The organism is Gemmobacter nanjingensis (assembly GCF_014652195.1).
Taxonomy (GTDB): Bacteria; Pseudomonadota; Alphaproteobacteria; order Rhodobacterales; family Rhodobacteraceae; genus Gemmobacter; species Gemmobacter caeni.
Genome location: NZ_BMYI01000006.1, coordinates 188,828 through 211,673 on the forward strand (window position 1 = coordinate 188,828; position 22,846 = coordinate 211,673).

Genomic DNA, 22,846 nt, shown 5'->3' on the forward strand with positions numbered 1-22,846 from the left:
ATGGAAATCCTTGTCGCCTCTGCCGTGGGCCTGATGACCGCCGTGGGCATTTATCTGATCCTGCGCATGCGCAGCTTTCCGGTCATCGTCGGTCTGGCGTTGCTGTCCTATGCCTGCAACGCCTTCATCTTTGCCTCGGGCCGCATCGTGACCGGCCTGCCGCCCATCCTGTCAAAAACTGCCGCGGGCTACACCGATCCGCTGCCGCAGGCGCTGGTGCTGACCGCTATCGTGATCTCCTTCGGCATGACCGCCGTGATCGTGATGATGGCGCTGGGGGCTTTCCTCGAATCCGGCGACGACCGCATCGACCTCGCGGAGGATGACAAGTGATGAACCACTGGATCATCGTTCCGGTTGTCCTGCCCGCCATCATGGGCGCCTTCACCCTGCTGGTGCTGCGCACCACGCTGGATCTAGCGCGGGTGTTTTCCACCGCTGCAACGCTTGCCCTGCTGGCCGTGTCAGTCATGCTGCTGCATGACGCCACGGTGAACGGCCCCGAAGTCTATTTCCTTGGCGACTGGCCCGCGCCCTTCGGCATCGTTCTGGTGCTGGACCGGCTGTCCGCGCTGATGGTGGCGCTGACGGCGTTCCTCGCGCTTGCGGTCCAGCTTTATGCCATCGGCACCGGATGGGATCGGAAGGGGCGCCACTTTCACGCCCTCTGGCAGTTTCAGCTGATGGGCGTCTGCGGCGCTTTTCTGACCGGCGACGCCTTCAACCTGTTCGTCTTCTTCGAGGTGCTGCTGATCGCCAGCTACGGGCTGATGATCCATGGCGGCGGGCGTGACCGTCTGAAGGCCGGGGTGCAATATGTGGCCTATAACCTGCTCGGTTCCACCCTGTTCCTGTTTGCCCTTGCCACGATCTATTCGGTGACCGGCACGCTGAACATGGCCGACCTTGCGGTGAAGCTACCCGATCTGCCGGAAGGGGATTTCGCGCTGATGCGCGCTGCCGGAGTGATGCTGCTGATGGTCTTCGCCATCAAGGGCGCGCTGGTGCCATTGCACTTCTGGCTGCCCGCCACCTATGCCGAGGCGCCCGGCCCGGTCGCGGCGCTGTTTGCGGTGATGACCAAGGTGGGCGCCTATGCGGTGATCCGCTGCTACACCCTGTTCTTCCCGGAAGACCTGCCCGCAACCGGCCTGCTGTTCGCCGACCTGTTGCTGCCAGCCGCCCTGATCACCCTGTTCGTCGGCGCTTTCGGCGTGATGGGCGCGCGCAATCTGGGCCGGGTCGCTGCTTTTGCCGCCATCACCTCGATGGGGACACTGTTCACTGCCGTGGCGCAGTTCACCCCCGAGGCAACGGCCGCGGCACTTTACTATGCCGTGCATTCGACGCTGGCGGGCGGCGCGCTGTTCCTCATCGCGGATCTGGTGGTCAGCCGCCGCGGCACCGGCTCACTGACTGAGGCGTTGCCCCCCCTGCCCCAGAACGGCCTCATCGCCTCGTTCTTCATGGCGTCGGCGATTGCGACCGCCGGGATGCCCCCGCTTTCGGGCTTCCTTGGCAAGCTGCTGATCCTTGATGCGACCCGTGGCCCGGATATGGCGCTGGTCTGGGGCGCGATCCTTGTCAGTTCTTTCCTCGTCATCCTCGGCCTGAGCCGCACCGGCTCCACCCTGTTCTGGAAGTCGCAGGCCACCCCCGGTGATCTGCCTGCCCATCCGGCGCAGCCGCTTGCTTTCGTGGCAACCGGCGGGCTCTTGGCAGCACTGGCGCTCTGGACCGTTGCCGCCGGTCCCGCGACCGCCTGGCTGGAGGAGACCGCGCTGATGCTGCACACGCCGGATGCCTATATCGCCGCCAATAAACTGGGAGGGGAGTGATATGCTGCGCAAGATCCTGCCACATCCCGGCCTGTCCGCGCTGCTGATCCTGACATGGCTGCTGCTGGTCAATGATTTCAAATGGGGCAGCCTGGTCTTTGCCACCATTCTGGCTATCTGCATCCCGTGGCTGACAGCGCCGTTCTGGCCCGACCGGCCGGTGGTGAAGAACTGGCTCGCCGCCGCCGAATTCGTGCTGATCGTGCTGTATGACATCGTAAAATCCAACATCACGGTCGCGCTGATCGTCCTGTTCAAGCCGAAGTCGCAGATCCATCCGCTGTGGGTGACCGTGCCGCTGGACCTGCGCACGCCCGAGGCGATTACGGTTCTGGCCGGGACCATCACGATGACGCCCGGCACCGTCACCGCCGACATGTCGGCGGATGGCCGGTCGCTGCTGGTGCATTGTCTGGATGCCACCGATGCCGATGCCATCCGCGACGATATCAAATCTCGTTACGAGACCCGGTTGATGAGGATTTTCGAATGATCGCAGCCGCCCTCACCTTCGCTTTCGCCTGCTATGGGATCGGTGTGCTGATCTGCCTGTGGCGCGTGATCTTCGCGCCCTCGATCCCCGACCGCGTGCTGGCACTGGATACAATGGTCGTGAACATGATCGCGCTGATCGTGATTTACGGGATCGCCATCGGTACCGGCACTTACTTTGAAGCTGCGATGCTGTTCGCGATGACGGGCTTCGTCTCTTCCGTCGCCTATGCGAAGTTCATCCTGCGCGGCGACATCATCGAATGAGGGGCTGACAGATGTTTGCGGAAATCCTTGTCGCGGCCCTTCTGGTCATTTCGGGCGTCTTCGCGCTGGTCGGCAGCTATGGGCTGATCAAGCTGCCAGACCTGATGACCCGGCTTCATGCGCCGACCAAAGCCTCTACCCTGGGGGTTGGCGGCGCGCTGATCGCCTCGATGCTGCATGCGATCGTCTGGCGTAACGAAGTGAGCTGGCACGAGCTTCTGATCACGTTATTCCTGTTTCTCACCGCGCCGATTACAGCGAATTTCATCGCCAAGGCCCATATGGCCGAGAAGCTGAAATCCGGCGATCTGCCGCCCACCGGCACTGACCGTGACTGGGCAACGCTGGACATGAGCGAAGAGCCGGTGCAGCCCGAGATGACCCCGCCCGGCCAGCCGGGGCGGCCGTCCTGAACGCGGAACGGGCGGGCCGCCCGTGGTGGCTCCCTGCCCGCGGAAAGCCCTTTCTCAGAACGCCTTGAACGTCATCGTGGTCAGCGTGCGGACGATGCCCGGAATGTCGAACAGCCGTTCTGACAGATAATGGCCCACATCCTCGCCCTCGGGGATGTAAACCTTTGCGATCAGGTCATATTCCCCCGAGGTCGAATAAAGCTCGCTCACCACCTCGCGGTCGTAGATGGCGGTGGCGACGCTGTAGGTCTGGCCGGGGGTGCAACGGAACTGGACGAAAACGCAGGTCATGGGAGGCTCCTTTCAGCGCGAGACTAGCGCGGGGCACGGGCAAAAGTCTTGCAAGACTTTTGCAAATTTCTTCCTCAGGAAATTTGCGCTCAGCCCTCCGGGCGGAGGCTGAGCGGCGCGGCCGTCTGGCCGCGCAGGTCGTCGATTCCGAGCGGAGCCTGCGGGCGTCCAAGCCGGTTGCGCACCACCCAGTGCAGGCGCTTTTCGGCACGGGTGATCGCCACATAGGCCAGCCGCTTCCACAGCGGAATCCCGGCCTCGTTCCGCCCGGCCTGTGCCGCCGCCCAAAGGTCGGGTGCAAAGACCTGCACCTCGGGCCATTGCGAGCCCTGCGCCTTGTGGATGGTCACGGCCGCCCCATGCAGAAAGGTCGCGCCCATGGTGGCGGCCTGCGGGATGAAGGGTTCTTCCTCGTCCGGCTTCTCGATCTTGATGATCGAAGCGGCAGAAAGCTGCGGCTCCTCGGCGCCAATCACATGCAGACGGGCAAAGCCTTGCCGCGTGCCGGGACCAAGGTAGATCACCTGCGCCCCCTTGATCAGCCCGCGCGCCTCCAGATCAATGCGTTTCTTGCGGTGTTTCAGCGGCAGTTCGATCCCGTCGCAGATCAGGGGTTCACCCGGCAGCAGTTCGTCCTCTGGTGCGCCATGCACGGCGCGGAAAGCGTTGATCAGCCGGATGCGTGTCGCGTTGCGCCAGACCAGCACCGGGCTGCGCGCCATCATCTCGCTGTCCACACGCTCCGCCCAGACCACACGGTCATCGCTGCGGGCGGCCTTTTCGACCATGCGCTCGAACTCCTCGAACTGCAGATCGGGGTCGGCCAACGCATGTGCCAGATCGAGGATCGGGTTCCCCTCTGCCTGCCGGTGAATGCGGCTCAGCATCAGCTTCGCGTGCTCGCCCAGCGTATCGAACACCATCTGGCCGCTTTGCCCCACCGGCGCCAGCTGCGCCGGATCGCCGAACAGCACCAGCGAGGGGAAGATCTCGCGCAGGTCATCGAACTGCCGGTCGTCCAGCATCGAGCTTTCGTCGATGAAGCCCACGTCCAGCGGCTCTTCCCGACGCTTCCAGCCCTTGATGAAATCGGACCCGCGCAACCCGGCCGCCGCCAGCGCACCGGGGATCGAGGCGACCTGATCGTAGAACGCCTTCGCCCGGTCGAGTGCCTGCTCGGTCAGCCCCTCGACTTCGGGGCGCTTTGCATTCCCGGCCAGCCATTCGGCGATCAGTTCGTACTGCGGATCATAGACCGGGGTGTAGAGGATGCGGTGGATCGTGGTCGCCGGAACGCCCCGCATGCGCAGCACCGAAGCAGCCTTGTTGGTCGGCGCCAGAATCGCCAGCGTGCGGCGGTCCTTGCGTTTCTTGCCCTCGTAATCGCCCGAGACGATATCGACACCGGCAGCCTGCAAGGCCTTGTAAAGACTGGCCAGCAGCATGGTCTTGCCCGAACCGGCCTTGCCGATCACCGCCAGAACGGTGTTCTTGCCCTCGACCGGCGGTGACAGCACACCCTCCGCCAGATCAATGCCCATGCCACGCAGGCGTTCGGCCACACGGTCCCAGGCTTCGGCCTGATCTTCGGAAAACGGCAAGGCTGGGTTCGTCATGCGGCGGACCATAGACCAGCCGCGCCGCAATGGCGAGAGGGCCTCAGTTCGGCCGCCCGCCAGAGGCTGGCCCCTGTCCCCGCAGATCCGCGCCGCCGTCGGTCATCGCTGAAATCTCGGCCTCGGCCACGCGCAGCGCCGTATGGATCTGTGCCGCAAAGGCAGGCAGGCCATTGGTCAGCGCGAAGTTATGCAGATCTGTCAGGACATCGAAAATCCACTCGTCGCGCATGAAGCCCCCGTCCCGTAATCGTCAATGAATCGCGCACAGTCCCGCAACTCAACGTGACACTATCGCCGGAGTGGTCAACAGATTGTCACCATCTGCCGATTTTCCAAAGCGAAACGCCGCCCGGTGGGGCGGCGTTTGCGTCGTGTATCGGCAGAGGGCTCAGCGGTCGCGGCTGGCTTCCAGCGTGTCCTCGAAGGTGCGCAGGCCGGTGCGCGGCGCCTGCACCAGCACGGCCATGTTGCCCGGCTTGTGCTGGTTGCGCAACATCAGCGTATGCGCCTTGGGGATCTCGGCCCAGGGGAAGACCTCGGACATGCATGGGTCCAGACGGCGTTCGCACATCAGACGGTTGGCGGCGGCGGCCTGTTTCAGATGGGCGAAGTGGCTGCCTTGCAGGCGCTTCTGGTGCATCCACATGTAGCGCACGTCGAAGGTGCAGTTGAAACCCGAGGTGCCGGCACAGATCACCACCATGCCGCCCTTCTTCACCACCAGCGTCGACACCGGGAAGGTGCTTTCGCCCGGATGTTCGAACACCATGTCGACGCTCACACCCTTGCCGGTGATATCCCAGATCGCCTTGCCGAACTTCCGGGCCTCTTTCAGCCATTCGTTATATTCGGGGCTGTTCACCGTGGGCAGCTGCCCCCAGCATTTGAAATCCTTGCGGTTGATCACGCCTTTGGCGCCAAGGCCCATGACGAAATCGCGCTTGTCCTCGTCCGAGATGACGCCGATCGCATTGGCGCCCGCCGCATTGGCCAGCTGGATCGCGTAAGACCCCAGACCGCCCGAGGCGCCCCAGACCAGCACGTTCTGGCCGGGTTTCAGCTCGTGCGGGTGATGGCCGAACAGCATCCGGTAAGCGGTGGCCAGGGTCAGCGTGTAGCAGGCCGATTCTTCCCAGGTCAGGTGCTTCGGACGCGGCATAAGCTGCTGCGCCTGCACGCGGGTGAACTGCGCGAAGGAACCGTCATGCGTCTCGTAGCCCCAGATCCGCTGGGTGGGCGAGAACATCGGGTCGCCGCCGTTGCACTCCTCGTCGTCGCCATCATCCTGATTGCAGTGGATCACCACCTCATCACCCACTTTCCAGCGGGTCACACGGTCGCCCACCGCCCAGACGATACCCGAGGCATCGGAACCGGCGATGTGATAGGGCTGCTTGTGACCGTCGAAGGGCGAGATCGGCACGCCGAGACCGGCCCAGACGCCGTTGTAGTTCACCCCGGCTGCCATCACCAGAACCAGCACTTCGTGGCTGTCCAGTTCCCAGGTCGGCACGACCTCAAGCTGCATCGCCTGCTCGGGCTCGCCGTGGCGCTCGCGGCGGATAGCCCAGGCATACATATTTTTCGGCACATGGCCGAGCGGCGGCATTTCACCAATCTCATACAGATCTTTTTTCGGCGCGTCATAAGCGGCGATCGCGGATTGCGTATCCAGTGCCATCGGGGCCTCCTGCCAGAATGATGCCGCGCCGCAGAATCGGCGCGGGTCTGGGCACAGAAATACATTCGTCACGCAACTTTGCAACAACAATAAAGTACATGTTGTAATTTTATGTCCGCCGCGTCGCAGCGTTATCGCATAAGCTGTGACATGGGCCACAAAGCAAAAGCGCGCCCGAAGGCGCGCCTGGCATGTCGGGTCTGCACAGGGCTCAGGCCGCGCGCCACACCAGCCTCTCGCGCAGCGCATGTTCAAAACCAACCCGAAGCGATACCGCCGAAACCGGCGCGCGCAGCAGGATCGGCTCCATCCGGTCTTCGGGGAAGGTCTGCCCGCCCTTGACCTCGGAAGACAGCAGGATCGCCGGAATACGCAGACCGCTGCCCCGCAGCAGCGACAAGGCCCGCCGCCCCGCCTCCAGCCCGCCGAAGACATCGCAATCCATCATCAGCATGCCGTATCCGGCAGGATCGTCCAGCAGCGCCGACATTGCGGCAAACAGTTCGTGCTGTTCCTCCACCAGGCCGCCGAACCCCGCCACGCGGCGCATGATCTCTTCGGTGCGGTTTGACATCGGATCTGCCAGCAACAACACACGGACCCCCCACCCGACAAGGGCGGCATCTTCTTCCATCGGTCGGAACATCTGCATGGCGGTCCTCACGGGCTGAGCTGCGGTCCTCCTGTTGCTACAGGTGGAATATGGCGGATTTGAGGGGAAAGGATGTTCTGTCCTCCCCGCTGCGGGGCACCTCTGGCGGGGCCGCAGTCGCTCTGCTTTGATGCCCCTGAACAAGGGGGCAGGGAATCATCATGTCACAGAGCGATTACCAGAAGCTTATCGACGGCCCCACCTGGGCCTTCATCCGGGAAACCGAGCGCTGGTATCCGCCGGATGCGGTTGGCCTGACCATCGCAGGCCAGCGCGAGGTCTATGACCGGATGTGCGCCGCCTTTCGCCAGCCCCGCCCCGAGGGGCTGGGGGTCGAAGACCACTCCATGGGCGGTGTGCCCTGCCGGATCTACACGCCGAAAGGCGCGCAACAGACCATGATGTATTTCCACGGTGGCGGGTTCGTCGTTGGCGGTCTCGACAGCCATGATGACGTTTGCGCGGAAATGGCGGCGGTGACCGGCTTCCGCGTGGTCAGCGCCGATTACCGGCTGAGCCCGGAACATGTACATCCGGCGGCCTTTGACGATTGCATCGCCGCCACGCGGGCGACGGCCGCGGATTATGGCGGGGCGCTGATCCTGGCGGGTGATTCGGCCGGGGGCGCACTGGCGGCCTCCGTCGCACACGCTCTGCGCGGGGAACTGGCTCTGAATGGGATGCTGCTGATCTATCCGGGCCTTGGCGGCGACCGGACGACCGGCAGCTACCAGACCCATGCGGAGGCTCCGATGCTGACGCTGGCGGATACGGAATATTACGAAAAGATCCGACACGGCGGCCCCGCGCCGGAAGCCGACCCAACCGCCTCGGCCCTGCGCGATACCGATTTCAGCGGCCTGCCGCCGGTGGTTGCCTTCGCCGCCGAATGCGACCCGCTGGCCGACGACCCGTTCACCTATGCCGCGAAGGTGCGCGCCGCAGGTGGTCAAGCCGAGGCCCTGCTGGATGAAGGGCTGGTGCATGGCTGGCTGCGCGCACGCCATAGTGTGCCGCGTGCCCGCGCGGCTTTCGACCGGATTCTGGGACGTCTCAAAGCGCTGGCTTAACGCAGGAAGACCGGCCCGGTCATGCTGTCTGGCACCGGAACCCCCAGTCGGCTCAGGATCGTCGGCGCCAGCGAAAGCTGATCCAGCAGCACATCCGGTGCAGGCCCTTCGGCCGCGCCGAAATAATAAAGCGCGAAGTCGCGCTGTTCATCCGCCGCGCCACCGTGATGGCCCCGCATGTCCTGCCCGTGATCGGCGGTCACAATGACCTCATACCCCGCATCCAGCCAGCGTTGCAGGAAGGGCGCAAGCTGCGCATCCAGCGCATAACAGGCGTGGTCCATCTCGTGGCAGGCATGGCCGAAGCGATGGCCCATGCTGTCAAGCGTGCAGGTGTGCAGCATGCCGTAGTCGATGCCATGGCGTTCACACAGCCGGGTCAGCGTGGCGAAAAGATCGTGGTCGGCGGGCGTGGTCTGGTTGATCAGGTTGTAGCCATACATCGTGTGGAAGCGGCCATGGCTGATCGGGCCATCGGGTTCATCATATTCCACATCGCGCACGGCATCGAATGGCGCGCGGTTGAAAAATTCCGACCAGAAGCTGTGCGCCACCGCCCCGGTTTTCAGCCCGGCGCGATGCGATTCGGAAAAGATGTCGGGATGGTCGAGCCGCCGAACCGCCTCGTTCCCCCAGACGCGGGTGATTTGCGGCGGCAGGCCGGTGTGGATCGAGGCATAACAGGTGGCCGAGGTCGAGGGCAGGACCGAGCGCATCTTCCACACCCGCGCGTCGCCGCGCGCGACCCAGCCTTCCAGATTGCCGAACAGCCTGCGCCAGTTGGCATAGGGCACACCGTCGATGAGGATGAGAAGCAGCTTGGGCATCAGGTCGCTCCAACCCGGCGGGGCCGCCCTATGGTGCGGACGGATGCCTCCGGCGGGGATATTTGGGCCAGGATGAATGGGCAAGGCCACGCCCTGCCCCGTCTGTTCAGTTGCCTGCGCCTTCCATCTTGCGATGGTCGAGCACCTGTTCCAGCCAGCCGAGCTTCATTTCCGGCACCGAAGACAGCAGGAGGTCGGTGTAATCATCGAAAGGCGGTGCCAGCACGTCGGATTTCGGCCCGTAGCGTTGCACCTTGCCCTTGAACATCACCGCGATACGGTCGGCGATGGCGCGAACGGTCGCAAGGTCATGGGTGATGAACAGGTAAGCGACGCCCTCCTGCGCCTGAAGCTCCAGCAGGAGTTTCAGAATGCCATCGGCCACCAGCGGGTCGAGCGCCGAAGTCACCTCGTCGCAGATGATCAGCTTCGGCTTTGCAGCCAGCGCGCGGGCGATGCAGACGCGCTGTTTCTGGCCCCCGGATAGCTCGGCCGGGTAGCGGTCGGCAAAGCCCTTGCCCATCTCGATCTGGTCCAGAAGTTCCTGCACGCGCTTGCGTTTCTCGGCCCCACGCAGGCCGAAATAGAACTCCAGCGGGCGGCCGATGATGGTTTCCACCGTCTGGCGCGGGTTCATCGCCACATCGGCCATCTGGTAAATCATCTGCAATTCGCGCAGATCATTGCGCGAGCGGCCCGCCAGATCGGGCGACAGATCGCGCCCACCAAAGGTGATGCGCCCCTGCGCAGCGGGCAGAAGCCCGGTGATCACCCGCGCCAGAGTCGACTTACCGGAGCCGCTTTCGCCGACAATGGCCAGCGTCTGCCCCGGCGGCAGATCGACGGTCACGTTCTTCAGCACATCGAAATGCGTGCCCTTGTAGCGCGCAGTCACGTTCTGGACGCTAAGCACCGGCGCAACATCGGGGTTCTTCTCGGCATGGTCGATGGAACGGACCGAGACCAGAGCGCGGGTATAGTCCTCTTGCGGGGCCTCGATGATCTGCTGGCAGGTGCCGTATTCCACGGTTTTGCCGTGGCGCAGCACCATGATGTGATCAGAGACCTGCGCCACCACTGCAAGATCATGGGTGATGTAAAGCGCCCCCACCCCGGTTTCATGGATCGCCCGCTTGATCGCCGCCAGCACGTCGATCTGGGTCGTGACATCGAGCGCGGTGGTCGGTTCGTCGAAGATCACCAGATCCGGCTTCGGGCAAAGCGCCATCGCCGTCATCACCCGCTGCAACTGTCCGCCGGACACCTGATGCGGAAAGCGCTTGCCGATGGTTTCGGGGTTGGGCAGGCCAAGCTGGCGGAACAGATCGACCGCGCGGGCCTCGGCCTCGGCCCGGCCCATCATGCCGCGCGCCAGCGTCGTCTCGATCACCTGTTCCATCAGCGGTTTCGCCGGATTGAATGCGGCGGCGGCGGATTGGGCGACATAGGTCACCTCTTTGCCGCGCAGGGCGCGCAGCCCTCCCGCCCCGCCCTTGAGGATGTCGCGGCCGTTCAGCCAGACCTCGCCCCCGGTGATGCGGACCCCGCCCCGGCCATAGGCCATCGACGACAGCCCGATGGTGGACTTGCCCGCGCCGCTTTCGCCGATCAGGCCCAGCACCTTGCCCTTTTCCAGCGTGAAGGACACGCCATGCACCAGCGTCACATCCTTGGGCGGCTCGCCCGGCGGATAGCTCGTCGCCTCGATCACGAGGCCGCGCACGTCAAGAAGCGTCTCAGGCACCGCGGCCTCCTTTCAGGCTGGAGGTGCGGTTCAGCACCCAGTCGGCCACGAGGTTCACCGAAATCGCCAGCGTCGCGATGGCAAAGGCCGGGATCAGCGCAGCGGGGATGCCGTAAACGATGCCCTCCTTGTTTTCCTTCACGATGCCGCCCCAATCCGCCATTGGCGGTTGCACACCAAGGCCGAGGAACGAGAGGGTCGAGATGAACAGCACGGCAAAGATGAAGCGCAGCCCCATTTCGGCGACCAGCGGCGACAGCGCATTGGGCAGGATTTCCCGGAAGATGATCCAGCCCTGTTTCTCGCCCCGCAGCCGCGCGGCCTCGACGTAATCCATCACGGCGATGTCGACAGCGACAGCGCGGGACAGACGGAACACCCGCGTGCTGTCGAGAATCCCCATGACGAGGATCAGCACGGGGATGGTGACCGGCATGACCGACAGCACCACCAGCGCCGAAATCAGCGACGGAATGGACATCATCAGATCAACGAGGCGCGACAGCACCTGATCGACCCAGCCGCCCTTGACCGCAGCGAAGAAGCCGAGGATCGAGCCCAGCCCGAAAGACAGCAGTGTCGCGCAGGTCGCGATGAAGATGGTGGTGCGCCCGCCCCAGATCATGCGGGACAAGAGATCGCGCCCGATGGAATCTGTGCCCAGCCAGAACTGGCTGGACGAGGGCTCCCAACTGTCGCCGACGATTTCGGCCATGCCGTAAGGGGCAATCCAGGGGGCGAGCAGTGCGGCGGCGAAGTAGGCGCCGGTGAAGACGAGGCCGATCAGCGCGGCCAGGGGCAGTCGCGTCATTTCGGGTGCCTCAGTCGCGGATTTGCAAGAATGGAAACGAGGTCGGCAATCAGGTTCAGCCCGATATAGACCCCGGCGAAGACAAGCCCGCAGGCCTGCACGACCGGCACATCACGCTTGGAAACGTGATCGACCAGATATTGCCCCATACCGGGATAGACGAAGACCACCTCGACTACCACGACACCCACCACCAGATAGGCAAGGTTGATCATCACCACGTTGACCACCGGCGCGATGGCATTGGGGAAGGCATGGCGCGCGATGATGGCGAAGGGACGCAGGCCCTTCAGCTCTGCCGTCTCAATATAGGCCGATTGCATCACGTTCAGGATGGCGGCGCGGGTCATCCGCATCATGTGGCCCAGCACCGCCAGCACCAGAACGATGACCGGCAGACCAATGGCGTAAAGCCGGTCGCCAAAGCCCATGCCGTCATAGACCGTCGAAAGCGAAGGCAGCAGCCGGTATTGCACCGCAAGGAAGAAGATCACGATATAGCCCAGCAGGAACTCCGGCACCGAAATGGTGGCGAGCGTCACTGCCGAGATCAGCTTGTCGGGCCAGCGGTTGCGATAGCGTACCGACACCAGACCCAGAATGATGGCCAAGGGCACCGCGATGACAGCGGCGCAGGCGGCCAGGAACAGCGTGTTCAGCAGACGTTTGCCAAGCGCGGGCGCGATGGGCTGGCCATTGGTCAGCGCATTGCCAAGATCGCCGTGCAACACCCCGCCGAGCCACGAAAAATAGCGCGTCAGCGCCGGTTCGTTCAGCCCCAGTTCCTGACGCAGGTTGGCCAGCGTCTCGGGCGTGGCGGACTGGCCGAGGATCGACTGCGCCACGTCACCGGGCAGGATCTGTGTACCCACGAAAATCAGCACCGAAGCTGCAAGCAGCAGCAGGAGGCCCAGCGCAATGCGCTGGGCAACCAGTTTGATCACCGGATGGACCATCGGTTACGCGAACCAGGTCTTGGCGGTGGCGAAGCCGTTCATCAGTTCGAGGTTGGAATCCTCGATCCAGCCGGCAACCGTTTCGCTGTGCGCGTCGACGAAATCGTTGAACATCGGGCAAATCACGCCGCCCTGCTCCCACAGGATATGGGCGCATTTGCTGTAGATTTCCTTGCGCTTTTCCGGGTCGGTTTCGGCGCGGCCAGCCAGCACCAGTTCGTCGAACTCCTTGTTGAAGAACTTGGTGTCGTTCCAGTCAGCGGTCGAGAGGTAAGCCGTGGAATACATCTGATCCTGCACCGGGCGACCGCCCCAATAGCTTGCGCAGAAGGGTTTGACGTTCCACACATCCGACCAGTAGCCGTCATCCGGCACACGCTTGATTTCCAGCGGAATGCCAGCCTGTTTCGCCGTCGCCTGGAACAGCGCCGCTGCATCCACCGCACCGGGGAAGGCGCCGTCGGCCACGATCAGTTCGATCGGGCTGCCGTCATGGCCGGAAGCCTTGTAGTGCTCTGCCGCTTTCTCGATGGAAAACTCGCGCTGCGGCAGGCTTTCATCAAACAGCGGATAGGATTTGTTGATCGGGATGTCGTTGCCGACCGAACCGTAGCCGTCAAGGATCTTGTCGACCATCTCCTGCCGGTTGATCGCGTATTTCAGCGCCAGACGCAGGTCGTTGTTGTCGAAGGGCGCGGTGTTGCAGTGCATGATGAACACATAATGCCCACGGCCCGAGGCATTGGTGACCACCACCCCCGGTGCCCGCGACAGAAGCTTCGCCACCTTGGGATCGACCCGGTTGATCATATGCACCTGCCCCGATTGCAGCGCAGCCGTGCGGGCAGTGGTGTCGTTAATGATGAGGAATTCGATGCTGTCATAATGACCGCGGGTCGTATCCCAGTCATCCGCATTCTTTTCAAAGACATAGCGGACACCCGGTTCGGCCGAGGCAATCTTGTAGGGGCCGGTGCCAATGCCTTTGTTCGGGTCTTCCACACCACCGCCGGGCTGCACCACAAGGTGATAATCGGCCAGCAGATAGGGAAGGTCGGCATTGCCCGAGGCCATGGTCAGCACGACATTGTCACCGTCGACCTTGATGTCGGAAATGCCCTGCATGATGCCATAGGCCCCGGATTTGGCGTTCTGGTCGGAATGGCGCCTGAAGGTGGCCGCCACATCCTCCGGCGTCATCTCGCTGCCGTCGTGGAACTTCACACCCTTGCGGATCCGGAAGGTCCAGACCGTCGAATCCTCGTTGCTTTCAAAGGCTTCGGCCAGACTCGGTTCAATCGTCATATCCGGCGCGACATTGACGATCGTGTCCCCCCACTGACGGTTCACGTTGAACGCAACCGGCCCGTCAGCCAGGCCCGGATCAATCGCATCGGTGCTTTCACCGCCGCCCAGACCCAGTTTCAGGACGCCGCCCTTCTTGGGCTCGTCCGCACGCGCCGCACCCGGCAGCAGCGAGGTGCCAAGCGCGGCGGTCAAGCCGAAGGCCGCGGTGCGCCCGAGGAAGGCACGGCGGTTCAGCCCGCCGTTATCGATAAGCTCGATCAGCTTGGCGAGATCGTCTTTCATGTAGGACTCCCTGACAGTCTTGTTGTGTTTTCCCGAGCATGATGCACAAGGCGGCCCGGCGTAAATTGTTTTCTGACCTGAAAACCTGTCGGTTTTGTATCAGAGGTGGTCGCGTTTGACAAATTCGCGGAAATCGCGGTCGAAGACCGGAGTCTCCCCCTCCCAGGCCTGCAACCTGGCGGTGAACGCCAGATGGCCGCTTTCCGAGGTCAGATTCGTCTCGGCAAGCGTGCGGACCGACCAGTTTCCCCGCGAAAGGCGCTGTTCATAGGTGATCGTCACGCGCGCCGACAGCGGATCGTCGGGACGGATGGTCCAGACCTCGCGCATCGTGTCGCCACTGACCAGCCCGTGATCCAGATTTTCGGCGTCGCCTCCGTCTTCCTCGATCACCAGCGAGACCTCGCCGGAAATCAGGTTGCGCTCGATCCGGCGGGCCGCCGCCCCTTTGCGCAGCACCCGGTGGCGCCATGCCGGTGCGGCTTCTGGTGCGGGCGGCGTCCATTCGTCGCCGGTGCTGCCGGAATGACGCGGCAGTTCAAGGCTGCCCTCCTCCAGGGTCAGTGTCGCCGCCTCGGCCGAGGGCCAGGCAAAGGGCCAGTAGGTCGTCGACAGCGCCAGCCGCAGCCGGTGGCCGGGGGCAAGCCGGTAGCCCATCTCGTCCAACGCCAGTTCGATGTCGAAGGGGGTGCCCACCGGCACCAGCGTCGGGTTTTCCATGCTGTCCCGGTGCCGCAGGTTCAGCATGCCGTGGCAGATGCGGACCGAACTGCCGTCGGGCGCCACATCGCACAGTCGCGCGAATATCTGGGCGAAGGGCTTGTCGCTGGTCAGCCGCAGCCGCAGCACCGCGCGGCCCAGAAGATCCATCCCTCCGGCCAGTGGCGCGCTGTCAAAACAGACCGACATTGCGTCATCCTCGCGCTGGTCACCCGGCATTTCGGCATTCAGCCCCATCGGGAAATATTCGCCGGTGTGCAGCCCCAGATGCTGTGGCGTGTTCACCGCCATCTCCAGCGGCGCGCCCTGCCCGCCCAGACGCCCCGGCGCCAGCGGCCAGACCTCGGGCGTGACACGCGGGCTGGGCCATGCGGTTTCCGTCACCCAGTGGCCTTTGCGAAATGCGGGCGCGGCCGAAGGCGGCTCGGAATGCAGCATATAGGCCCGATAAGCCGGATCGGCCTCCGCCCCGTTTTCAATTCCCTTCAGCCAGCGATCCCACCAGCGAATCGCGACTTGCAGGAAACCGATCTGCGGCCCCGGCACGGCGGTATGCGGGTATTGATGGACCCACGGACCCATCAGCCCCTGCACCACCGACTGTTGCTTGCCCATCAGATGCCCGACGGTGTTCATGTAATTGTCGGCCCAGCCGCCGACACTCAGCACAGGCACCTGAATGGCAGCCCAATCCTCGCAGACCGAGCCATGCCGCCAATAGGCATCGCGGCTTTGGTGGCTGGCCCAGCGTGGGGCGAGGTAGGGCTCGGCCTCCAACCGCCGCAACCAGTCCGCCCGCCAGTCGGGCCGCAGCGCCGGATCGGCAGGGCGTGAGCTGAAAGACAACATCACCGCCCCCCACCCCGGATTTTCACCCAGCATGCAGCCGCCCTTGAAATGCACGTCATCTGCAAAACGGTCGGTGGTGGAGCAGACTGAAATCACCGCTTTCAGCGCGGGCGGCCGCAGAAAAGCGGTTTGCAGGCAATTGAACCCGCCCCAGCTTTTGCCCATCATCCCGACCGCACCGCTGCACCATGGCTGTTCCGCCAGCCAGGCGATGACGGCAAGCGCATCATCCATTTCCTGCTGCGTGTATTCGTCGGTCATCAGCCCTTCGCTGTCGCCATTGCCGCGCATGTCGACCCGCACGCTCGCATAGCCATGGCCTGCAACATAGGGGTGCATCAACTCGTCCCGCGGCAACGTACCGTCGCGCTTGCGATAGGGGATATATTCCAGCACCGCAGGCACCGGCTGCGTATCCGCCCCCTCGGGCCGCCAAATGCGCGCCGAAAGCCGGATACCATCGGGCATGACAATCCCGACATCAGGATCGTCGATCAACCTGTGCGGAAAATCGGAAACGGTGGTGAGCGCAGTCATGGCAACTCCGGGGCCTGTTGGGTGTCGCGGCAGGCTGAGCCTGCCCGCCCGCCACGTCACGCCGAAATTCGACATTATTTTGTCGCTTATGAACCATGCCTTGCTTCTGAACGCAACCAATCCGCCAAAGCGGCCTGCGCCGCCGTCGCAGCCCCGCGCGTTTCCACCCAATATCCGCTCTCTGCCCGCAGGGTCTCGGGCCCCAGTGGCACCAGCGCACCGGATGCCAGATGCGGCGCGATCAGCGGCAGCCAGCCCAGCGCCACCCCCTGCCCCGCCAACGCGGCCTGCACCACGAAATCATAGGTATTCATTCCCAACTCGCCGCTGCACCGGGGCCGGGCGATGCCGTGCCCTGAAAACCAGCCCGCCCAGGTGAACCAGCGCGCCTCCGGCGGGGCATCCAGATGCAGCAGCACCGCCTGCGCCAACTGAGCGGGCGTATCCGGTCCCCCTTGCGCTTCCAGAAACCCCGGCGCGCAGACCGGCACCACCCTCTCCGGCATCAGCAGCCACGCGCCTTCCGCCAGATCCTCAACCCGGGCAAAGCGGATCGCCACCTCCCCTGCCTGCGGCGCGCGGTTTTCCTGCGAGGCGGTGATCTGCACCTCAATCCCCGGATGCAGGCTGCGAAACCGTGCCAGACGAGGCATCAGCCACAGCCCTGCAAAACCGAAATCGGTGAGAATGCGCAGCGCGGGCGCCCGCGCGAGCCGTGTCACCTCCGCCAAAGCCGCGTCAATCTGCGCCAGTGCGGGCAGCAGCGCCCGCAGCAGAACCTCCCCCGCCGGGGTGGGCAGACAGCCCCCCCGCCCCCGCGTGAACAGCGCAACACCCAGATAATCCTCGGCCCGGCGCAACTGATAGCTGATCGCCGGCTGGCTGAGCCCCAGCGCGCCCCCTGCCCGTGTCAAAGACCCGAAACGCGCCACCGCCTCAACGACCCGCAGCGCCGCCGGATCAAGCTGCATAAATCAGATCTATGCGATTCATCGAAAAACCCCGTCTTTCCTGTGATCAGCATATGGTGCTTCAATACCATTCGAAGCGAAAGGCACAGATCATGGCGGACAGGCCCAATATTCTCATCCTGATGGTCGATCAGCTGACCGGAACGCTGTTCCCGGATGGTCCGGCAGACTGGCTGCATGCGCCCAATCTGAAACGGCTCGCCGAACGCTCGGTCCGCTTCGCCAATGCCTATACTGCCTCACCGCTCTGCGCTCCGGCCCGCGCCAGCTTCATGTCCGGGCAACTGCCGCGCCGGACGCGGGTTTACGACAATGCGGCCGAATTCACCTCGGATATCCCGACCTTCGCCCATCACCTGCGCCGCGCAGGATATCAGACGGCGCTGTCGGGCAAGATGCATTTCGTCGGCCCCGACCAGCTTCATGGGTTCGAGCAACGCCTGACGACCGACATCTACCCCGCCGATTTCGGCTGGACCCCGGATTACCGCAAACCGGGCGAGCGGATCGACTGGTGGTATCACAATCTCGGCTCGGTCACCGGCGCGGGCGTGGCAGAAATCACCAACCAGCTGGAGTACGACGATGACGTCTGCTTTCAGGCGGTGCAGAAGCTTTACGACCTGTCCCGCGGCCTGGATGCCCGCCCCTGGGCGCTGTGCGCCAGCTTCACCCACCCGCATGATCCTTTCGTCGCGCGCCGCAAATATTGGGATCTCTATAACGACTGCCAGCACCTCGATCCGCCCGAGGCGATCCCCTACGAGGACATGGACCCCCATTCGCAGCGCCTGATGGATGCCTGCGACTGGCGCGGGCTGGAGGTGATGCCCGACCATATCCGCCGCGCCCGACAGGGCTACTTTGCCAATATCTCTTACGTCGATGACAAGATCGGCGAAATTCTCGCGGCGCTGGAGGCGACGCGGCAAGAGGCGATCATCGTCTTCGTCTCGGATCACGGCGAGATGCTGGGCCGTCGCGGGCTGTGGTTCAAGATGAACTTCTTCGAAGGCTCTGCCCGCGTGCCGCTCATGATCGCCGCCCCGGGGCTGGAGCCCGGCCGGGTGGAAACCCCGGTCTGCACCATCGACGTGACCCCCACACTCTGCGATCTGGCAGGCATCTCGATGGACGAGGTCATGCCCTGGACCGACGGCGAAAGCCTCGTGCCGCTGGCGAAAGGCTTCGACCGCACCAGCCCTGTTGCGATGGAATATGCCGCCGAAGGCAGCATCACCCCTCTGGTCGCCCTGCGCGAAGGTCGCTGGAAATATGTGCACTGTCTGGCGGACCCGGAAATGCTGTTCGATCTGGACACGGATGTCGAGGAACGCACAAACCTCGCGCAAGAGCCCGCCCATGCCGAAACCCTCGCCCATTTCCGCGCCATGGCGGAGGCCCGCTGGGATCTGGACCGCTACGATGCCGAGGTCCGTGAAAGCCAGGCCCGCCGCTGGGTGGTTTATGAGGCCCTCCGCAACGGAAGCTATTTCCCCTGGGATTACCAGCCGCTGCGCGCCGCCTCAGAACGCTATATGCGCAACCATATGGATCTGAACGTGCTGGAAGAAAGCAAACGCTTCCCACGCGGCGAATGAGGCTATTTATATAGCGCGCCTACGGCGCAAGCCGTTCATCCCGGCCCCCGGCTGCGCCGGGAACCGCGTGCCTGCCTCCGGCGGGAGTATTTGTTCAAGAAGCAGGGCATATTTGCTTCTTGCAAAAATACTCATTTTTCGCGCCCCGGGCGCATGCAAAGGCCCGGTCAGTGCGACCGGGCCCCGATATCTCGCGGCAGCGCCTTTGACGGGGGGTCGATCCCCCCGGCAAAGGCCCCCTGTCCCGGGGCAGCTCAGACCGCTTTTTTCATCGCTTCGATGAGATCGGTCTTTTCCCAGCTGAAGCCGCCATCGGCTTCCGGTGCCCGACCAAAATGGCCGTAGGCCGATGTCCGGGCATAGATCGGGCGGTTGAGCTGCAGGTGCTCGCGGATGCCGCGCGGGGTAAGATCCATCACTTCGGCCACGGCTTTCTCGATCAGCGCCTCGTCGACCTGTCCAGTGCCATGGGTGTCAACATAGATCGACAGCGGCTTCGCGACGCCGATCGCATAGCTGACCTGAAGCGTGCAGCGGTCGGCGAGGCCTGCGGCCACCACGTTCTTCGCCAGATAGCGGGCGGCATAGGCCGCCGAACGGTCCACCTTGGTCGGGTCTTTCCCCGAGAAAGCGCCGCCGCCATGCGGGGCTGCGCCACCGTAGGTGTCAACGATGATCTTGCGCCCGGTCAGGCCCGCGTCGCCATCCGGCCCACCGATCACGAATGTGCCGGTCGGATTGACCCACCATTCGGTCTTCCCGGTGATCCAGCCCGAGGGCAGCACTTCGCGGATATAGGGCTCCACGATGGCGCGGATGTCATCCGAGCTCTGGCTTTCGCTTTCATGCTGGGTCGACAGCACGATCGAGGTCACTTCGACCGGCTTGCCGCCCTCATAGCGCAGCGAAAGCTGCGATTTGGCATCGGGGCGCAGCGTCGGTTCCTGACCGGATTTGCGCACCTCGGCCAGTCGGCGCAGGATGGCATGCGAATACTGGATCGGCGCCGGCATCAGTTCCGGCGTCTCGCGGCAGGCATAGCCGAACATGATGCCCTGGTCGCCCGCACCGTCGCGGTCCACACCCTGCGCGATATGGGCCGACTGCTTATGCAGGTGGTTCTTCACCTTCAGCGTCGCCCAGTGGAATTCATCCTGTTCGTAGCCGATGTCCTTCACGCAGTCGCGGACGATCTGCTCGACCCCTTCCAGCATGTCTTTCAGCTTCTTGCGGTCGGACAGGCCAACCTCGCCCCCCACGACGACGCGATTTGTGGTGGCGAAGGTTTCGCAGGCCACGCGGGCATTCGGTTCTTCGGTCAGGAAAGCATCGAGAACCGCATCGGAAATCCGGTCGCACACCTTGTCGGGGTGCCCCTCGGAAACCGATTCCGAGGTGAAAACATAATCAAGTCTGCTCATGGGGACGTGCTCCGTTGATGTATCCCCGCCACGCCAGGAAGCCGTTGTGACGGTTCGATGCCCCGGGTTATGCCTCGCCCGGCCCACAGTCAAGCAGAAGGGTGCGCACGGCGTCTTGCAAGGGTCAGGGCGAGTCCCCCTAGCAACAGCAGGAACGGCATCATTCCGTAGCGGCTGTAGGGGGTCGGCGGCAGGGCACCAGGCAGCGCCGCATCCAGATAGCCCGGCCTGCCGAACGGCAGTTCGGCGGTGACGCGGCCCCGCGCATCCACCATCTGTGTCACGCCGGTATTGGCCACACGCACCAGCGGCAGGCCCTGTTCCACCGCGCGCAGCCGGGCTTGCGCGGCATGCTGGAACGGGCCGGTCAGCGTGCCGAACCAGGCGTCATTGGTGATCTGCAACAGCCAGCCCGGCCGTTCCGGGGCGGCATTCACCTCTTCGGGGAAGATCGCCTCATAGCAGATCAGCGGCATCGCCTTTCCCAGTGGCCCAAGGTCAAGCACGCGCGGCCCTGGCCCGGCGGCATAGCCATAACCCTGCCGCGCGGCGAAGGCAGAAATGCCGAACAGCCGCCATGCCAGATCGCCGAAGGGCAGATATTCGCCAAAAGGCACCAGATGCGCCTTGTCATAAATCGCGGTCTGGTAGCCATCGGGGCCCAGTACGGCGAGGCTGTTATAGGCGGCGGCACCCTCCACCCGCTGCACCCCGAGCGCGACCGGCACGCCGCGCGCAGCCTCGGCCACGCCCAGCGCCGCATCACCGCCGGGAGTATAAAGATAGGGCAGCGCGGTTTCTGGCCAGATCACCAGATCTGGGCGGGGCTCGGCCGCCGTATAGCCGGTCTGAAGCCGGTACAGCCGCTCGGCCTGGGCCGGATCCCATTTCAGGCTTTGTTCGGCCGCGGGCTGTACCAGCCGGAAGGTCAGGCCCGGCGCCGCCGGATCGGGCTGCGCCAGTTGCCAGACTCCGCCGCCCCAGACCATAGCCAGCAGCAGGGCGGCGGCCAGCGTGCCCCTGCCCCGCGCCATCACCGGCAAAGCCGCCAGAACCAGCGTCAGCAGTGTCAGGCCATCGGCCCCGGTCAGCGCTGCAAGCTGCGCCACCGGCGTGTCGATCCAGATATGACCCGGCTGCGCCCAAGGGAAGCCGGTGAAAACCACGCCGCGCAGGGCCTCGGCCCCGGAAAGGCACAGCGCGAAGGCCAGAGCCTGCCGCGCGGTGGTGCGCACCAGTCGGGCAGCAAGCCCCGCGGCCGCGCCCCAGAACAGCGCCAGCCCCCCGGCCATCAGCACCAGCGCGAAGGGCGCCATCCAGCCATAGGTTTCCGGTTCCACAAAGAAGGGCTGCACGATCCAGCTGAGTGCTGCGGCAAAATAGCCGGTGCCCGCCGCCCAGCCCCTTGCAGCCGGGCGCCCGGCTGTCACCTGCCAGACGATCCCGGCGAAAGCGGGCACGGCCAGATACCATGCCCCCAGCGGCGCCTGACCAGAGGCCGCCAGTACCCCCAGCCCGAAGGCGGGGGCAAGGTCACGCCAGCCCCGCACCCCCATCAGCCCCCGTCGGCCGGAGCCGGGACCTCGGGCAGCCGCAGCCGCAGCCGCTTGATGCGGCGCGGGTCGGCATCGACCACCTCGAACTGAACGCCGGTCTCGTGGGTCACGATTTCGCCCCTTGCCGGAACCCGGCCGGTGCGCAGAAAGACCAGACCACCCAGCGTGTCGATCTCGCCATCGTCCTCGCCGGTGCGCAGACCCATGCCGATCTCGGCCTCCACCTCATCCATTGGTGCGGTGGATTGCATCAGCCAGACGCCGGGCTTTTCCTGCTTCCAGAGCATGCCTTCGGCCTCGTCATGCTCGTCCTCGATCTCGCCGATCACTGTCTCGATCAAATCCTCGATGGTGACCAGACCGTCCACGCCGCCATATTCATCAATGACCAGCGCCATATGGACACGTTCTTTCTGCATCTTCTGCAACAGTACATGCAGCGGCATCGACGGCGGCGCGTATAGGATCGGGCGCAGCAGACGCTTCAGGCTGAACCGCCCGCCCGCGCCAAAACCGTGCTGAAGCGCCAGATCCTTCAGCATCACAAGGCCCTGAGGATGATCCAGCGTGCCCTTGTAGACCGGCAGCCGGGAAAAGCCCTGCTGGCGGAAGACCTCGACCAGTTCATCCTTGCCGATATCCAGCGGGACCGCCGCGATCTCGACCTTCGGAATGGCCACGTCATCGACCCGCAGCTTGCGAAGGTTCGCAAGCCCCGGAAGCTGCGCCGGTGCCGGGCTGAGCGCCGGCGCGGGGCTGTCGGGTTCGGTCACATCCTGCGGGGAAAAGGCCGACAGAAGCCGGCCAAAAAAACCTTTCTGGGCAGGATCGGAGCGAGACTCGCCCTCTTCGCCGGATGCCTCATCAGATGGCGCCTGTTGCGGCGCCGCGGTCGATCCTTCGTAACTACTGCCCATCTGTCCTTCTACCCGAATATCCT

The 22,846-nt window shown here is 64.2% G+C and carries 22 protein-coding genes and 1 riboswitch; of the genes, 7 read left to right on the forward strand and 15 right to left on the reverse strand.

All coding sequences use genetic code 11. From position 1 onward, the window contains the following. From IE126_RS12260 to IE126_RS12280, 5 genes are read left to right on the forward strand one after another with little or no spacing between them, the layout of a single operon-like run. Complete coding sequence (locus IE126_RS12260; RefSeq protein WP_189381142.1) at positions 1-333, forward strand: Na+/H+ antiporter subunit C; 333 nt, start codon at positions 1-3, stop codon at positions 331-333. Beyond that, on the forward strand, positions 333-1,838 hold the full coding sequence (locus IE126_RS12265) for a monovalent cation/H+ antiporter subunit D (protein WP_108130124.1): 1,506 nt from the start codon (positions 333-335) through the stop codon (positions 1,836-1,838). Before IE126_RS12260 ends, IE126_RS12265 begins: the two co-directional genes overlap by 1 nt. Position 1,839: 1 nt before the next feature. Continuing rightward, positions 1,840-2,331 carry a Na+/H+ antiporter subunit E gene (locus tag IE126_RS12270; protein ID WP_054302660.1) on the forward strand — a complete coding sequence of 164 codons (492 nt, stop codon included), beginning with the start codon at positions 1,840-1,842 and terminating at the stop codon, positions 2,329-2,331. Further along, on the forward strand, positions 2,328-2,597 hold the full coding sequence (locus tag IE126_RS12275; RefSeq protein ID WP_054302659.1) for a K+/H+ antiporter subunit F: 270 nt from the start codon (positions 2,328-2,330) through the stop codon (positions 2,595-2,597). Before IE126_RS12270 ends, IE126_RS12275 begins: the two co-directional genes overlap by 4 nt. Positions 2,598-2,608: 11 nt before the next feature. Beyond that, positions 2,609-3,010 (forward strand): Na+/H+ antiporter subunit G, encoded by a 402-nt coding sequence (locus IE126_RS12280; RefSeq protein ID WP_054302658.1) that lies wholly within the window; start codon positions 2,609-2,611, stop codon positions 3,008-3,010. 54 nt (positions 3,011-3,064) lie between these two features. On the opposite strand, the gene IE126_RS12285 is transcribed toward IE126_RS12280, so the two are convergent. From IE126_RS12285 to IE126_RS12305, 5 genes are all read right to left on the reverse strand, one after another. Continuing rightward, on the reverse strand, positions 3,065-3,301 hold the full coding sequence (locus tag IE126_RS12285; protein ID WP_054302657.1) for an Lrp/AsnC family transcriptional regulator: 237 nt from the start codon (positions 3,299-3,301) through the stop codon (positions 3,065-3,067). An 89-nt stretch (positions 3,302-3,390) separates the two neighbouring features. Further along, on the reverse strand, positions 3,391-4,917 hold the full coding sequence (locus IE126_RS12290; protein WP_189381143.1) for an ATP-dependent DNA helicase: 1,527 nt from the start codon (positions 4,915-4,917) through the stop codon (positions 3,391-3,393). Positions 4,918-4,960: 43 nt separating this feature from the next. Continuing rightward, the gene (locus IE126_RS12295; protein ID WP_108130123.1) at positions 4,961-5,149 is read right to left on the reverse strand and encodes a hypothetical protein; all 189 of its coding nucleotides are present in this window, start codon (positions 5,147-5,149) and stop codon (positions 4,961-4,963) included. Between the two features lie 159 nt (positions 5,150-5,308). Then, the gene (gene ccrA, locus IE126_RS12300) at positions 5,309-6,601 is read right to left on the reverse strand and encodes a crotonyl-CoA carboxylase/reductase (protein WP_054302655.1); all 1,293 of its coding nucleotides are present in this window, start codon (positions 6,599-6,601) and stop codon (positions 5,309-5,311) included. A gap of 211 nt (positions 6,602-6,812) precedes the next feature. Next, entirely contained in the window at positions 6,813-7,253 is a 441-nt protein-coding gene (locus IE126_RS12305) for a hypothetical protein (protein ID WP_054302654.1), read from the reverse strand. Between the two features lie 161 nt (positions 7,254-7,414). Here IE126_RS12305 and IE126_RS12310 point away from each other — a divergent pair, with 161 nt between their 5' ends. Then, the gene (locus IE126_RS12310; RefSeq protein WP_189381144.1) at positions 7,415-8,323 is read left to right on the forward strand and encodes an alpha/beta hydrolase; all 909 of its coding nucleotides are present in this window, start codon (positions 7,415-7,417) and stop codon (positions 8,321-8,323) included. Here the strand turns inward: IE126_RS12310 and IE126_RS12315 are convergent. The 7 genes from IE126_RS12315 to IE126_RS12345 form a co-directional block, all read right to left on the reverse strand. Next, entirely contained in the window at positions 8,320-9,150 is an 831-nt protein-coding gene (locus IE126_RS12315) for an alkaline phosphatase family protein (protein WP_189381145.1), read from the reverse strand. The two genes, IE126_RS12310 and IE126_RS12315, sit on opposite strands and share 4 nt — an antisense overlap. Before the next feature lie 106 nt (positions 9,151-9,256). Continuing rightward, a complete protein-coding gene (locus IE126_RS12320; protein ID WP_189381146.1) occupies positions 9,257-10,894 on the reverse strand; it encodes an ABC transporter ATP-binding protein in 1,638 nt (545 codons plus the stop codon). Beyond that, positions 10,887-11,705: an ABC transporter permease gene (locus IE126_RS12325; RefSeq protein WP_189381147.1), complete on the reverse strand. Its 819-nt coding sequence runs from the start codon at positions 11,703-11,705 to the stop codon at positions 10,887-10,889. Before IE126_RS12325 ends, IE126_RS12320 begins: the two co-directional genes overlap by 8 nt. Further along, on the reverse strand, positions 11,702-12,661 hold the full coding sequence (locus tag IE126_RS12330) for an ABC transporter permease (protein WP_054302650.1): 960 nt from the start codon (positions 12,659-12,661) through the stop codon (positions 11,702-11,704). The genes IE126_RS12325 and IE126_RS12330 overlap by 4 nt, the downstream gene beginning before the upstream one ends. A gap of 3 nt (positions 12,662-12,664) precedes the next feature. Continuing rightward, entirely contained in the window at positions 12,665-14,251 is a 1,587-nt protein-coding gene (locus tag IE126_RS12335; RefSeq protein ID WP_189381148.1) for an ABC transporter substrate-binding protein, read from the reverse strand. Between the two features lie 99 nt (positions 14,252-14,350). Further along, positions 14,351-16,357, reverse strand: coding sequence for a CocE/NonD family hydrolase (locus IE126_RS12340; RefSeq protein WP_189381149.1), 2,007 nt, complete (start codon positions 16,355-16,357; stop codon positions 14,351-14,353). 86 nt (positions 16,358-16,443) lie between these two features. Beyond that, complete coding sequence (locus IE126_RS12345; RefSeq protein WP_189381150.1) at positions 16,444-17,328, reverse strand: LysR substrate-binding domain-containing protein; 885 nt, start codon at positions 17,326-17,328, stop codon at positions 16,444-16,446. Between the two features lie 92 nt (positions 17,329-17,420). Here IE126_RS12345 and betC point away from each other — a divergent pair, with 92 nt between their 5' ends. Next, complete coding sequence (gene betC, locus IE126_RS12350) at positions 17,421-18,929, forward strand: choline-sulfatase (protein ID WP_189381151.1); 1,509 nt, start codon at positions 17,421-17,423, stop codon at positions 18,927-18,929. 254 nt (positions 18,930-19,183) lie between these two features. Here betC and metK read toward each other — a convergent pair whose 3' ends face one another. From metK to IE126_RS12365, 3 genes are all read right to left on the reverse strand, one after another. Next, positions 19,184-20,350 carry a methionine adenosyltransferase gene (metK, locus tag IE126_RS12355; protein WP_189381152.1) on the reverse strand — a complete coding sequence of 389 codons (1,167 nt, stop codon included), beginning with the start codon at positions 20,348-20,350 and terminating at the stop codon, positions 19,184-19,186. A 7-nt stretch (positions 20,351-20,357) separates the two neighbouring features. After that, a riboswitch (SAM-SAH riboswitch) is annotated at positions 20,358-20,406 on the reverse strand. 33 nt (positions 20,407-20,439) lie between these two features. After that, a complete protein-coding gene (gene lnt, locus IE126_RS12360; protein WP_189381153.1) occupies positions 20,440-21,906 on the reverse strand; it encodes an apolipoprotein N-acyltransferase in 1,467 nt (488 codons plus the stop codon). Further along, positions 21,906-22,823, reverse strand: a complete 918-nt coding sequence (locus IE126_RS12365; protein WP_054302644.1) for a transporter associated domain-containing protein — start codon at positions 22,821-22,823, stop codon at positions 21,906-21,908. The genes lnt and IE126_RS12365 overlap by 1 nt, the downstream gene beginning before the upstream one ends. Positions 22,824-22,846 lie beyond the last annotated feature (23 nt).